General features: G+C 62.7%; 10 protein-coding genes, 1 tRNA gene and 2 pseudogenes. 10 read left to right on the top strand and 3 right to left on the bottom strand.

Annotated features, from left to right (window positions below; genetic code table 11):
* The first annotated feature begins 244 nt into the window (after positions 1-244).
* Positions 245-511 carry a metal-sensitive transcriptional regulator gene (locus tag KBX17_RS03820; protein ID WP_076599716.1) on the top strand — a complete coding sequence of 89 codons (267 nt, stop codon included), beginning with the start codon at positions 245-247 and terminating at the stop codon, positions 509-511.
* A 273-nt stretch (positions 512-784) separates the two neighbouring features.
* On the opposite strand, the pseudogene KBX17_RS03815 reads toward KBX17_RS03820, so the two are convergent.
* Together KBX17_RS03815 and KBX17_RS03810 are read right to left on the bottom strand one after the other, a co-directional pair.
* Positions 785-1,249: pseudogene (locus KBX17_RS03815) on the bottom strand (IS6 family transposase); the annotation flags it as partial.
* A gap of 397 nt (positions 1,250-1,646) precedes the next feature.
* On the bottom strand, positions 1,647-2,255 hold the full coding sequence (locus tag KBX17_RS03810; RefSeq protein WP_255994673.1) for a YdhK family protein: 609 nt from the start codon (positions 2,253-2,255) through the stop codon (positions 1,647-1,649).
* Between the two features lie 370 nt (positions 2,256-2,625).
* Between KBX17_RS03810 and KBX17_RS03805 the strand changes: the two genes are divergently transcribed.
* Positions 2,626-3,036: a four-helix bundle copper-binding protein gene (locus KBX17_RS03805; RefSeq protein WP_255994672.1), complete on the top strand. Its 411-nt coding sequence runs from the start codon at positions 2,626-2,628 to the stop codon at positions 3,034-3,036.
* A 551-nt stretch (positions 3,037-3,587) separates the two neighbouring features.
* Here KBX17_RS03805 and KBX17_RS03800 read toward each other — a convergent pair.
* Positions 3,588-3,671, bottom strand: a tRNA-Leu gene (locus KBX17_RS03800).
* 188 nt (positions 3,672-3,859) lie between these two features.
* Between KBX17_RS03800 and KBX17_RS03795 the strand changes: the two genes are divergently transcribed.
* The 8 genes and pseudogenes from KBX17_RS03795 (at position 3,860) to crgA (ending at position 13,040) form a co-directional block, all read left to right on the top strand.
* Entirely contained in the window at positions 3,860-4,681 is an 822-nt protein-coding gene (locus tag KBX17_RS03795) for a DUF3662 and FHA domain-containing protein (RefSeq protein WP_005287545.1), read from the top strand.
* A gap of 31 nt (positions 4,682-4,712) precedes the next feature.
* Positions 4,713-5,159, top strand: a complete 447-nt coding sequence (locus tag KBX17_RS03790; protein WP_005287548.1) for an FHA domain-containing protein — start codon at positions 4,713-4,715, stop codon at positions 5,157-5,159.
* Positions 5,156-6,559, top strand: a complete 1,404-nt coding sequence (locus KBX17_RS03785; protein WP_255997223.1) for a PP2C family serine/threonine-protein phosphatase — start codon at positions 5,156-5,158, stop codon at positions 6,557-6,559. The genes KBX17_RS03790 and KBX17_RS03785 overlap by 4 nt, the downstream gene beginning before the upstream one ends.
* A complete protein-coding gene (locus KBX17_RS03780; protein ID WP_255997224.1) occupies positions 6,560-7,897 on the top strand; it encodes an FtsW/RodA/SpoVE family cell cycle protein in 1,338 nt (445 codons plus the stop codon).
* Positions 7,894-9,348 (top strand): penicillin-binding transpeptidase domain-containing protein, encoded by a 1,455-nt coding sequence (locus tag KBX17_RS03775; RefSeq protein WP_255997225.1) that lies wholly within the window; start codon positions 7,894-7,896, stop codon positions 9,346-9,348. The genes KBX17_RS03780 and KBX17_RS03775 overlap by 4 nt, the downstream gene beginning before the upstream one ends.
* Positions 9,348-10,798, top strand: a pseudogene (locus KBX17_RS03770) (protein kinase). Before KBX17_RS03775 ends, KBX17_RS03770 begins: the two are co-directional and overlap by 1 nt.
* Positions 10,799-10,813: 15 nt before the next feature.
* Positions 10,814-12,721 carry a Stk1 family PASTA domain-containing Ser/Thr kinase gene (gene pknB, locus KBX17_RS03765; protein ID WP_256018560.1) on the top strand — a complete coding sequence of 636 codons (1,908 nt, stop codon included), beginning with the start codon at positions 10,814-10,816 and terminating at the stop codon, positions 12,719-12,721.
* Between the two features lie 40 nt (positions 12,722-12,761).
* Positions 12,762-13,040 carry a cell division protein CrgA gene (crgA, locus tag KBX17_RS03760; protein ID WP_255994667.1) on the top strand — a complete coding sequence of 93 codons (279 nt, stop codon included), beginning with the start codon at positions 12,762-12,764 and terminating at the stop codon, positions 13,038-13,040.
* Positions 13,041-13,139: the final 99 nt, after the last annotated feature.

Raw genomic sequence — 13,139 nt, 5'->3', positions numbered from 1 at the left:
CAGGCCCCTCCGGGCCGACAAACTGCCGACTACTTATCCGAATAACGCCACAGGGCGTGGGGACCATGAGGTCCTCACGCCTCATTCCATACCCTCGGGCTTTCCATCCTGATCGACCCGCAACTGACTCAGGACATACCTGCCCCCTTTTTTCAGCAAGGAGACCATTGTGGATACTCGCACCCCTGATCAGGCCGTTTCCTCCTCGGGTGGGGCCGACACCTGTCACACCACCCATGGCTACATCAACGACAAGGATCGCTATCTCGCCCGCCTCAAGCGCATCGAGGGCCAGGCCCGGGGCCTGCACAGCATGGTCGACGAGGAACAGTACTGCATCGACATCCTTACCCAGATCTCCGCGGTCAATGCTGCCCTACGCAGCGTTGCCCTGGGACTACTCGATGACCACATGAAACACTGCGTCCGTGACGCCGCCCAGTTAGGAGGAGAGGAGGCCGACGCGAAGTTCCAGGAAGTCACCGACGCTATCGCCCGTTTCGCCCGGTGACAGGCCGGGACCCGACCACCACACCCCGTCGAGAACGACGGCCAGGCCACTCTGACCGCCCCTGTTGCCGGCTGGAGGCTGGGAGTCCTGCTGCTGGCGGCCGCATGATCGGGTTGATGGCCACTGTGGTGCTGCTGGTCGAAAAGATCGCGCCGCTGAACAACCTCGACCACATCCCCACCTGCAACATCAACCGGTGCTGTTGCAAAGTTGGGGGGAGAGCCGCAAAAACTCAGTTTCTCATTCCCTGATGGCCGCTGCGTGTGGGCGTTCTCAGGCCGTCTCGAAGACCCGGTTGACGATCACCGCGTCCGGGTTCGGTTGCCCGTAGGCAAACATCGTGCCTTGCCCTTTCCGCAATGAGTACATCGCCTCCATCCCTTTCAACGTCCGATATGCAGATGACCGGTTCTTAAACGCGCCTTTCGGCCCGAGGATCCGCTTCAGCCGACCATGGTCGCCTTCCAGGATGTTGTTGAGGTATTTCACCTGCCGGTGTTCCACTGTTGGCGGGCAGATTCCCTCTGACTTCAACTCGGCGATTGCCCTGGCTAGTGAGGGTGCTTTATCGGTGTTGATCACTCTGGGATACCCGGCTGACGCATTGGATCTGAGAGCCTTGGCCAGGAAACGCTTCGCTGCGGCCACGTTCCGCTTCGGAGAGAGGTAAAAGTCCAGGGTCTGGCCACCGGCGGTGATCGCCCGATAGAGATAACACCACTTTCCCCCGGCTCCAACCAATGAGACCAGGTCATCCCCGGTGACGATGACCGGTGCGGGATTTGGTGTGGGGCTCATTTCGCATCCTGATGGCTATGGCCGGTTCACCCGGCAGACAAGCGGGCCACGATGTACCGTCTTTGCCCACTCAAAGGACATCCGCCACGCCGTCTAGAGCGGCCGCCACCAAGGGAACATCCCCGTCACGGGCAGCCACCACCGGTGGGATGCTCCTGACTCGTCCGCGACGTCGTCCGCCAGGGATGGAACGACCACGCCTACCGACTGGCCCGACAGGTGCTCACCCAGGACGAGGACTAACTCGTCCTAGGGCAGAAACCAAAGAGGTAAGCACCCAGGGACCTCAACCAGATGGTGGAGGAGCCCGGGGTGCTGAGGTTGCGGTTGGTGGGTCTTACTCTGCCGGGGCGATCTCGCTTTCGGTAACCCACTTGTGATTGGTCATGGTCATCCCGTCGACGGTGAGATCAACCATGTAGACCGTCTCATCCGTGGAATAGTCGATGGTGGCCTCCACACCCTTCATTCCCGACATGTGCTCGGCATCCAAGACGACCTCGGACCCCTCCGGCAGGGGGGCCTGGCCCGGATCGACAAACTCCTCGTGGACCACCCACCGGTGGTCGGTGACCGGGTCCCCACCGTCGGTGGGGGTGTAGCTGACCGAGTAGGTCGTGGTGTCAAACGCACCGGCGATCGTCGCCTCAGCACCCTCCATGCCCGGCATGTGGTCCGCGGTGAGGACGACCTCGGTGTCCACCGGGTAGGTGGGATTTTCCTCTGCTGCGATCCCTGCCGGGGGTTGCCCACCATCAGCCGGATGGTAATGGCCCTCTGCACCCATCTGATCGTTCATGCCAGTCTCCTCGGAGGACTGTGTGGCCGTCACCGAGGTGGTGGTGGTCGTGGTCTCGGGGGCATCAGATGCAGTGTCGTCCGTGCAGGCGGCCAGGGCCAGGGAGGAGGTCAGGGCGAGGGCAGCGAGGGCAATGGTGCGCTTCATGATAATGCTTTCTAGGTTTCTTGGTTGGTGCAGGAGCTGAGACTCAGCGAGGGATGGTGCTTCAAGTGCGTCGTGGTTTATCACTCCTCCTGCTCGATAGGTGCCACTGGGTGGAGGCTGTGGGTAGGGCAGCGTCCGGCTCTTGGGAGCCTGTGGCCGACCCACTCGGCGTAGCTACGGCCGAGCATTCGCCACGTTACTTAGGGAGTTTCTAGCGGCTGGTAGCCGCTAGGTGGAGGTTGGGGTTCTTCATGAAATCTTCATGGTCCAACCCTGGATTCCGGCCAGTCGGGCCTCTAGGGTCGAGGGTGTGGGCCGGTCGGCTCGACCGGCCCACCTTTCCGGACCGAATTGAGATATGGAGCACGACATGACCCATCACGTACACGCCATGCTGGAGGCCCACCCGAAGGACCTAGGCCAGATCGACAAGGACAAACTGGCCGAATGCATCACCGCCTGCTTCGAGTGCGCCCAGACCTGCACCGCCTGCGCGGATGCCTGCCTGGGTGAGGACATGGTCGCGGAGCTGACCACCTGCATCCGCCTCAACCTCGACTGTGCTGACATCTGTACGGCCACCGGCCGGATGCTCTCCCGGCCCACCGACTGGAATGTCACCCTTATCCGCTCCGTCCTGGAGGCTTGTCGTACTGCCTGCCAGGCCTGTGGAGAAGAATGCGCCCGCCACGCTGAGATGCACGAGCACTGCACGGTCTGCGCCGAGGCCTGCCGCCGGTGCGAGCAGGCCTGTACTGAGCTGCTCGCCACCTTGGACTAACCCCGACCCACGACCACGCTCACTGTTTCCGCCATATCTTTCCTATGCAGCGGTTTTCGACCTCCCGGACCATTGTGAACGAGACGTTGCTCCAGCACTAGTCTTCCGCTCCTGCGGTTTTGGCCATGAAGTGCAGGGCAGTAGCTCAGATCATCGACAATCCGAGGGAAAGCACAGAGGACATGATAAATAACCGGTGTCACTGAGTTCTCCACCACCGCTGATGGTGCCACGTGTGTCACGGACCTACCCCTGACCTGATGCTTTAGCGGTAGGGTTCCCTCATCCTCTTCTTGTTTCACTCAGACCTGGACCACGGACGGTTAAACCACGTCAAACAGCTTTTCCCGGCGACAGTTTCCACTCGGCGGACTCGTACTCACCGCCACCGGCGCCCTGGCTGCCTGCGGATAGGGCAACAGCGGCTCGACCCCTGCTGCTGACCGACGGCAAGATCTACTGCAAGACAACGAACTCAACCCCAACCGGGGCACTCCAAAAACAAGAAATCCCGGGACACCATAGGAACGATGTCTCGGGACTTCACATTGTGCCCGGGGGGGGACTTGAACCCCCACGTTCTTGCGAACACTGGCACCTGAAGCCAGCGCGTCTGCCAATTCCGCCACCCGGGCGGGCGACTAGGTAAACATAGCACGGGCGCGCTATAAACCACCAAATCGCGTGTTCAGTTGCCGTCCAGATAGTCTCAACGAGACCTTAAAACTCAATAAGGACTGTAAGAAACGCCTGGGCAGCTATGTCGAACGGACGCGAAACTCTATACTGTCATCGAAACATTCCTGGGAGGAGGTGTGGGTAAATGGCGTTGATGGATAGGTTGGCCAAGATCGACAGTTCACTGCAGCGCGGGTTGGATAACGGCTTTGCTGCAGTGTTCGGGGGCCGTGTTGTTCCGGCTGAGCTGGAAGAGCTGCTGAAGCAGGAGGCGCAGGATGAACTCGTCGCCAATGAGGTGGATGAGATTGTCGCCCCGAATGTGTTCGCGATCGGCGTGTCCAGTAAGGATCTGGAGAACTTGTCGCAGGATCCGGATTTGCCCGCCCACCTCGCGGGGCAGCTCACGCGTTTTGTCCGTAACCTGAACTGGGGCCTGTACGGGCCCGTGGTGGTCCGGGTTGCGGAGGAGTCCGGGTTGCGCACGGGTCAGTTGCGTGTGTCGTCGTATATCGACGAAGCCCCGGATGTCGATAGCGGATTCGACGCGATTCTTGCGGACCGCGCACCGCGCAAGGCCGATGATCAGGAGGCACCGATGTTCCAGCCCCAGCCAGCACCGAACGGTCCCGCCGTGACCCTTTTGCTTCTCGACGGCTCGTCGCGCACCTACCAAGTCCACGAAGGGTCCAACATCCTCGGCCGGTCGAACGACGCTGACTTCCGCCTGCCGGACACGGGTGTCTCGCGCCAGCACGCCGAAGTCATTTGGGACGGTCAGACCGCGTTTCTGGTGGACCTCCAGTCCACCAACGGCACGACGGTCAACGACCAGCTTGTGGAGAACTGGGAGCTGGCCGATGGCGATGTGATCACTGTCGGGCATTCCTCCATCGAGGTTCGTATCGTGGGTCCGCGCTATTCCCAGCCGGCCCAGCCGAACGAGCACTACCAGCAGTACCAGTAAGGGGCGGTGTGACGTGCTAGATACTGCATTGATGCTTGGTGCCCGCTTCGGGCTCCTGATCTTGTTGTGGGCATTCATCATGGCGGTGCTCGCCGCGCAGCGCCGCGACATCAAGGCCGCGGCTTCGGCGCAGCGCCGCCCACGTTCGGCAGCTGCCCCGGCACCGGCGCCCATGCGCAGGGAAAAGGCCCGCGAGGTCGTCGTGGTTGAGGGCCCGCTGCAGGGCTCCCACATGGAGATTTCCACGCTGGAAGAACTCTCACTGGGCCGTGCGGACAACAACGATTTCGTGCTCGGGGACGACTTTGCCTCCTCGCGCCACGCGCGGTTGTTCCGCCGCGGGTCTGAATGGTTCGTCGAGGACTTGGATTCCCGTAACGGCACATTTGTCGACGGTATCCGGATTGACCAGCCTGAACGCGTCCAGGTGGGCACGGACATCAAGATGGGGCGCACGATTGTGAGGTTGATGCCATGAGCACGCTGAAACTCAACTTCGTCGCTGTGTCTGACCGCGGGCTTGTGCGCGGAAACAACGAAGATTCCGCCTATGCCGGCCCGCACTTGCTGTTGCTTGCCGACGGCATGGGCGGCCACGCCGCCGGTGAAGTCGCCTCCCAGCTCATGGTCCAGCACATGGAGCACCTCGACCGCGACCCGGGCGACGCCGACATTCTGGCGTTGCTCGGCGCGGCGGCTGATGACGCGAACGCGTCGATCAAGGCGTCCATCAGTAAGCACCCTGAGCAAGAAGGCATGGGCACTACCCTGACCGCGCTGATGTTCAACGGTGTCCAGCTGGGGTTGATCCACGTCGGTGACTCGCGCGGATACCGCCTGCGCGGCGGTGAGCTGACACAGATCACTGTCGACGACACATTCGTCCAGTCGCTCGTCGAACAGGGCAAACTCAACGCCGAGGATGTTTCGTCGCACCCGCAGAAGTCGCTCATTCTCAAGGCGTACACCGGCCGTCCGGTCGAGCCGCATTTGGAGCTTATCGACGCCCACGCCGGCGACCGCTACCTCCTGTGCTCCGACGGACTGTCCGACCCGGTGACGCACTCCACCATTGAGAGCACCTTGGGAGAAGGCTCCCCCGCCGAGGCCGCGCAACGCCTCGTCGAACTGGCGCTGCGCTCGGGAGGGCCGGACAACATCACTGTTGTAGTGGCCGATGTTATCGACACGGATGATCCGGAGTCCCCCGACGTGCCCACCGCACCTGCGATGGCCGGTGCGTTGGTGCAGGCAGAAGATCCCACCCATCCGGATACGTCCGCGAGTAGGGCGGCGAAGTTGGTGCGGCCGCAGAATAAGACGTCGACAAGCGAAACGCGCGCCACCCACGACACCCCGGAACCCGATGACGACGAGGAGGATCACCAGCGGCGCTCGGCGTGGCCGATAGTCATTGGCGTGTTGCTCGTCGCCCTGCTGGGGCTGGGCGGCATGTGGTGGTACGACAACGCCAAGCAGTCGTCGTACTTCGTCACTGCGAACGACGCAGATGAAATCATCATCGAGCAGGGCTTCCAAACCAGCGTTTTCGGCCGCGACCTGCATGAGCCTGTGCAGAAGGTGTGCATTAACGACGAGAACCAGATCCGGCTCGTCGACACGGGCTCTGTCCCGAACGACTGCCAGCTGTTCACGGTCAGCGACTTGCCCGATTCCACCCGTCAACGCGTGGACAACCTGGGCAGCGGCTCGTATGCCGAGGTCACCGAGCAAGTCAACCGCTTGGCCGAGGACGCGTTGCCCGTCTGCGTCGATGAGGCAGCGGCCGAAGATGCTCAAGCTGCTGAAGACGCAGACAACGAGGGGGCCGATGCTGAGCCGGAAACCCCCGCTGAGGCCTGTAGGGAGGTGAAGTAGATGCGCCAGCTGTTTTCCCGCGGCAGGGAGATGACCCTGCTGATCATGTCGGCGGCGTTGCTGCTGCTCATGCTCGTGGGCTTGGAGCTTTCCCAGGGTAAAGCGCTCACCGTCGACATGCTCTGGCTCGTTGGCGGTTTCATCGGCGTCTACGCGATTGCGCACGTGGCCATGTGTTATGCCGCACCGCACGCCGACCAGATGATGCTGCCGCTGGCGGCGACGTTGAACGCGATCGGTCTGGTGTTCATCTACCGCATCGACATCGCGAAGGATGCGCACCTGACGGAACGGCAGGTCATGTGGTCGCTTGTTGGCGTGGTGCTGCTCGTGGGCACGCTGCTGATCGTGCGCGACCACCGTCAGCTGACGCGTTTTTCCTACTTGCTGGGCCTGCTCGGCCTGATCTTGCTGGCGCTGCCACTGGTATGGCCGCAGCCCCCGGACGCGGAGGCGCGCATTTGGATCTGGCTGGGTCCGTTCTCCATCCAGCCGGGTGAGTTCTCCAAGATCCTCCTGCTGCTCTTCTTCGCCCAACTTTTGGCGCAAAAAAGGTCCCTATTCACCGTGGCCGGGTATCGCTTCTTGGGGTTGACTTTCCCGCGCCTGCGCGACTTGGCTCCAATCCTCATGGTCTGGGCGATCGCGATCCTCATCATGGCGATGTCCAACGACTTCGGTCCGGCACTGCTGCTTTTTGCCACCGTGCTGGGCATGGTGTACTTCGCCACCGGCCGGACGAGCTGGCTATTCATTGGTTCTGGCTTGGTGGCCATCGGCGGGTTCACTGTTTATCAGATGTCTGAAAAGATCCAGGACCGCGTGGCCAACTTGATTGACCCGCTGGCTAACTACGACACCTTCGGTTTCCAGCCCTCCCAGGCCCTGTTCGGCCTGAGCTGGGGCGGCATCACCGGTACGGGCCTGGGCTTCGGTCACCCCGACATGGTTCCGGTCGCGCACTCGGACTACATCCTCGCCGCTATCGGTGAGGAGCTCGGCCTGGTGGGCTTGAGCGCCGTGTTGATCATCTTCGCCATCTTGATCACCCGCGGTTTCCGCACCGCCTTGGCCGTGCGCGACACCTACGGCAAGCTGGTCGCCTCCGGGCTCGCACTGACCATCGCCGTGCAGATCTTCGTGGTCACCGGCGGTGTGTCCAACATGCTGCCCATGACGGGTCTGACCACGCCGTTCATGTCGGCTGGTGGTTCCGCCATCATGGCGAACTACATCCTGCTGGGACTGCTGCTGCGTATCTCCAACAACGCGAACCGCCCGGCTGGTGAGACGTCTGTTGCTGCTTCTGAGGAGCGTCAACTGGAGGGGGCGCGATGAATAAAACGATTCGAATCGGCGCGATTGGCTCGCTGCTGCTCATCGTGATGCTGCTGGTCAACCTCACCTGGGTGCAAGCATTCACTGAGGACAAGTACGCACGCAACCCTATGAACTCGCGCAACTTTATGGAAGCCAAAATGGTGGAGCGCGGCCAGATCAGCGCAGGCGGCGAGATTCTCGCCGAGTCCCACCAGAACAGCGAGGGTTTCTACGACCGCAGCTACCCCAACATGCCGTACTCGTTTGCCCCGGTGATCGGCTACGTGTCGGACCGCTACGGCGTGGCTGGACTCGAGGCCGGGTTCAACGAAGAACTCAACGGCGAATCGCGCGCGTCCGGCAGCCGCTTCCTGCGGACGAACAAGGAGAACCGAGTTGGCGATTCCATCGAGCTCACGTTTGATCCGCAGATGCAGGCCGCGGCTTACGACCAGCTGGAGTCTCGTGGATACAACGGTGCGGTGGTGGCGCTGCGGCCGTCGACAGGCGAAGTGCTCGCGATGGCGTCGAACCCGTCCTATGACCCGAACTCGATTGTGAACCCCGACACCGCAGAATCCGCGTGGCAGGCTGTCAACGAGGATCCGGGCCAGCCGCTTCTCAACCAGGCTGCGCAGGAGCAGCTGCCGCCGGGATCCATCTTCAAGATCATCACCACGGCCGCAGGTCTGCGCGCCGGTTACACCCCTGATTCTCAGCTGACTGCGGAAGCCGCGATCACCCTGCCGGGCACAGAAGTGCAGCTGACCAACTACGGGGGCAAGGCGTGTGGCGGCGGCGGTGGAGAGACGTCGCTCACCCAGGCGTTCACCCTGTCATGCAACACGGCATTCGTGGAGTTGGCCACTGAGATCGGCGACGAACCGATGCGCGAGATGGCCACCGCGTTCGGCGTGGGCCAGAACTACGATCTGGGCCTGCCCAACGCGGCTGGTTCCCTCGGTGAGCTGGAGGATCTGGCTGCGGTGGGCATGTCTGCGATCGGTCAGCGCGACGTCACCATGACCGCGCTGCAGGCCGCAGTCATGGCAGGCACGGTGGCTAACGACGGCAAACGCATGGACCCCTATGTGGTTTCCCGCGTCGTCGCGCCCAACATGAAGACCGTGAGCGAAACCCGCCCCCACCAGGCAGCGGAAGCCATCAGCGCCGATGAAGCTGAGACGCTGACAGGTCTGATGTACTCCTCCGAGCGCAACACTGCCGGGTACAACGGCAACGGCTACGCATCCAAGACGGGTACCGCCGAGCACGGCGAGGGACTTGCACCGCACACCTGGTACGTCGCCTTCGACCCGGACAAGGATGTCGCCGTGGCTGTCGTGGTCAAGGACGGCGGCGGCATGGGCCAGAGCGCTACTGGTGGACTGGTCTCCGCCCCGATCGGCCGCGCCATCCTGGGGGTGGCGGCGGCACCGAACACCGATGACACTGGAGGTGCACAGTAATGCACACTGATAACCGCGCCGAGCTGCAAGAGCTCATCGGCCCCGATTACCAGCTCCAATGGATTATCGGGCACGGCGGCATGTCCACCGTTTGGCTTGCCGACGACACCACCCGCGACCGCGAAGTCGCCGTGAAGGTCCTGCGACCCGAGTTCTCCGCTAACGAAGAGTTCTTGAGCCGTTTCCGGAACGAGGCGAATGCCGCTGAGGGCATCAACTCCGAGAATGTCGTGGCTACCTACGACTACCGTGAGGTGCCCACGCGCGAGGGCTACCCGATGTGCTTCATCGTCATGGAGTACATCCGGGGCGAGTCCTTGGCGGACCTCATTGTCCGCGAGGGTCAACTCACCGAGGCAATGGCGCTCGACGTGCTCGAGCAGGCCGCCCACGGTCTCTCCGTGATCCACCGGAGGGCTTGGTCCACCGCGACATCAAGCCGGGCAACCTGATGATCACGCAGAACGGCAAGGTGAAGATCACCGACTTCGGCATTGCCAAGGCCGCATCGGCTGTGCCGCTGACGCGCACCGGCATGGTCGTGGGCACCGCCCAGTACGTCTCCCCCGAGCAGGCGCAGGGCCTGCCGGTCACCGCCGCATCGGATATCTACTCCCTCGGCGTGGTCGGGTACGAACTCCTGTCGGGCCGCCGCCCCTTCACCGGTGACTCCTCCGTTTCCGTGGCGTTGGCGCATGTCTCCAACGAGGCACCTCCGCTGTCGACGTCGATTTCGGCGCCGGCGCGCGAACTGATCGGCATCGCCATGCGCAAAGACCCCGCGACGCGCTTTGCCGACGGCTCCGAGTTCCAGAACGCCATCGCCGACGCCCGCAACGGCCAGCGCCCGGTGACCAAAAACACCCGCGCGGTCTCTTCTCCCTCCCCGCAGGAGTCCACCGCGCAGCTCGCCGCCGTCACCGAGGCGACCACGATCCAACCCGAAACGGGCCCGGCTCCGAGCTACCAGCCGGGCTACCCGCAGGATTACCCGGAGTTGTCGGAGCACCAGACGCCTGCTGTTGATGCGGAGCCGAAGAAGCGTTCCGGTGGCTTCGGCACCGGTGTGCTCATCGCGCTGGTGGTGCTGCTTCTCGGGCTCGGTGCATTCTGGGCCTACGCATCGGGGCTTTTTGACGGCATTAGCGGCGGTGGCGAAGAGACTTCCTCGAGCACGTCGAGCACCACGGTTTCCACGGAGACCATCGAGACGACTGTCGAAGAAACAACGGAGCAGACCACCCCCAGCTCCGAACCGGAGGAGACACAGCAGAGCACCCAGGAAGAACCGTCGACCATTTACAATTCCCCAGAACCGTCGACGTCGCAGTCCAGCCGCGAAGAACAAACCGCACCGCAGCCCACCCGCGAAGAGCCGCCTGCAACGCAACCGGAAAGTCCCGTCCCGCCAGCCCCGGAATTGCCGGAACTGCCGAACCCATTCGAATAAGGAGCCTTGATCAACATGACTCTCATTGGGGACCGCTATCAACTGGGTTACACCATCGGCACCGGCGGTATGTCCGACGTCTACGTGGCCACGGATACGCTGCTCGGCCGCGAGGTCGCGGTCAAGATGCTCAAGCTCGACATGGCGCGCGACGAGAACTTCCGGGAGCGTTTCCGCCGGGAGGCCCAGAACTCCGCGCGGCTCAACCACCCCAATATCGTCTCGGTGTACGACACGGGCGAGACGCTTATCGGCGACACCTCCATCCCGTACATCGTCATGGAACGCGTCCAGGGACGAAACCTGCGGGACATTGTCCACGGCGACGGCCCACTCGCGCCCGAGCAAGCCGCCTCGTTGTTACTGCCCGTCACTCACGCGTTGGCCGCCAGCCATGAGGCCGGCATCATCCACCGCGACGTCAAGCCCGCTAACATCATGGTGACTAGCACCGGCGAAGTGAAGGTCATGGACTTCGGCATCGCACGCGCCCTGGATGATTCCACCGCGGCGATGACCCAGACCTCTGCCGTCATCGGCACCGCCCAGTACCTCTCCCCCGAGCAGGCACGCGGTAAGACCGCCGACGGACGCAGCGATATCTACGCTCTCGGCTGCGTGATGTACGAGACCGTCACCGGTGCCCCGCCGTTTGAAGGTGAAACTCCCTTCGCCGTTGCTTACCAGCACGTGCAGGAAGATCCGCAGCCGCCGAGCGCACGCATCTCAGGCTTGAGCGAGACTGAGGCGATCAACGTCGACTCCGTCATCCTCACGGCCATGGCCAAGCACCCGGCGGACCGCTACCAGACCGCCATGGAGATGGCTGAAGACCTGCAGCGTCTCCAGCGCGGCGCGGTGACCAACGCTGCCCGGAATCACCTGTCGGAGCGGCAGGATGAGACGGAGGCGGTGGTGCCGTCGGAAAGCAGGTATGCGCAGCACCGCAAGGAAACGAAAAAGAACAACTCGGGCATGAAGGTGGCCGCGCTGCTGCTCACCACCGTGATGCTGCTGGGTGGTGGCGCGTACGCGTTCAACAAGGTCCGGGGCGACCGCGAAGAGCAAGCCGCCGCCGAGATGGTGACCGTGCCCAACGTCGTGGGCAAAAAGCGCGAAGAGGCAGTCAAGATTCTCGAGGAGCTTGGCCTGCAAGTCACCGTGAACGAAGCACCGGATCCTGACGTGCCCCGCGGCGATGTGCTGAGCACCAACCCGACCGAAGGCTCGCAGTTGCAGAAGGGCACGAACGTCACGATCACCGTGTCGTCCGGCCGTGAGATCACCGATGTTCCAGATTTGGATGGCCTCACCCCGCAAGAAGCTGCGAAAACGCTGGAAGAAGCCGGCCTGAAACTTGACGACAACCTGAAGCGTGAAAATTCCGACGACGTCCCCGACGGACGCATCATGGACCAGCAACCGGCGGCCGGATCCCAGCTGTCTAAAGGATCCAAGGTTTCCGTGACCGTCTCCAGCGGCCGGGAAAAGGTCCAGGTGCCCTCGCTGACGGGCATGGATATCAATCAGGCGGAGTCCGTGCTGAACTCGCTGGGTTTGAAGTCCACCAAGGTGGATGCTGATTCTTCGAAACCGGTAGGCGAAGTCATCGCCGTCGCTGGGGAAGGCACCGATGTCGACCGCGGCACGACTGTCGAGCTGCGGGTGTCCAACGGCATGCTCTTCGAGCTGCCTAGCCTGGTGCGCAAGACCAAGGATGAAGCCGAGACCGCCCTGCGCTCCTCCGGATGGACGGGCACCCTGAAGCAGGGCAACTTCGTGGACACGCCCGACCCTGCCGACCACGGCCGCATCGCCGGGCACCGACCCGCCTCCGGCGAGGAGATCCGCAAGGACGCCGACATCACTGTCGACTACTGGAAGAACCCCGTCCTCGGCGGAATCGAGGACCTGGTCGGGTAACTGGTAAAGTCACTGCTGAACCAACGAAAGGACGCACGTTATGCCCAAGGCAAAGGTCACGAAGGACACCGCCGCCACCCCGGTGACGACGACGTCCACCGGCGCCAACCGCACCCCCGTCAAGATCAACACCGGCGGCACGCCCATGTGGTACAAGATCCTGATGTTCGGGTTCATGGCCATCGGCCTGCTCTGGCTCGTGGTCAACTACCTCGCCGGCCCGCAGATCCCTGTCATGAACGAACTCGGTGCGTGGAACTACCTCATCGGCTTCGCCGGCCTGATCATCGGTCTGCTGATGACCATGGGGTGGCGTTAACAACCGCGCCACGCTCCCCGGCCCGTCGCCCAGCGCTGCACTCAGCGCTGGTTTTTCATGCCCGCACACGGTCCACCTTGAGGTTGTGAAACGTGTGGA

Source organism: Corynebacterium sp. CCUG 65737 (assembly GCF_024454115.1).
GTDB lineage: Bacteria > Actinomycetota > Actinomycetes > Mycobacteriales > Mycobacteriaceae > Corynebacterium > Corynebacterium genitalium.
This window is presented reverse-complemented; position numbering and strand designations above follow the sequence as displayed.

What these genes read in the sequence shown, in the direction of transcription:
- KBX17_RS03810 (WP_255994673.1), bottom strand. Translation starts at nt 2,255, where the DNA reads ATGAAGCGCACCATTGCCCTCGCTGCCCTCGCCCTGACCTCCTCCCTG.
- KBX17_RS03805 (WP_255994672.1), top strand. Translation starts at nt 2,626, where the DNA reads ATGACCCATCACGTACACGCCATGCTGGAGGCCCACCCGAAGGACCTA.
- KBX17_RS03795 (WP_005287545.1), top strand. Translation starts at nt 3,860, where the DNA reads ATGGCGTTGATGGATAGGTTGGCCAAGATCGACAGTTCACTGCAGCGC.
- KBX17_RS03790 (WP_005287548.1), top strand. Translation starts at nt 4,713, where the DNA reads ATGCTTGGTGCCCGCTTCGGGCTCCTGATCTTGTTGTGGGCATTCATC.
- KBX17_RS03785 (WP_255997223.1), top strand. Translation starts at nt 5,156, where the DNA reads ATGAGCACGCTGAAACTCAACTTCGTCGCTGTGTCTGACCGCGGGCTT.
- KBX17_RS03780 (WP_255997224.1), top strand. Translation starts at nt 6,560, where the DNA reads ATGCGCCAGCTGTTTTCCCGCGGCAGGGAGATGACCCTGCTGATCATG.
- KBX17_RS03775 (WP_255997225.1), top strand. Translation starts at nt 7,894, where the DNA reads ATGAATAAAACGATTCGAATCGGCGCGATTGGCTCGCTGCTGCTCATC.
- pknB (WP_256018560.1), top strand. Translation starts at nt 10,814, where the DNA reads ATGACTCTCATTGGGGACCGCTATCAACTGGGTTACACCATCGGCACC.
- crgA (WP_255994667.1), top strand. Translation starts at nt 12,762, where the DNA reads ATGCCCAAGGCAAAGGTCACGAAGGACACCGCCGCCACCCCGGTGACG.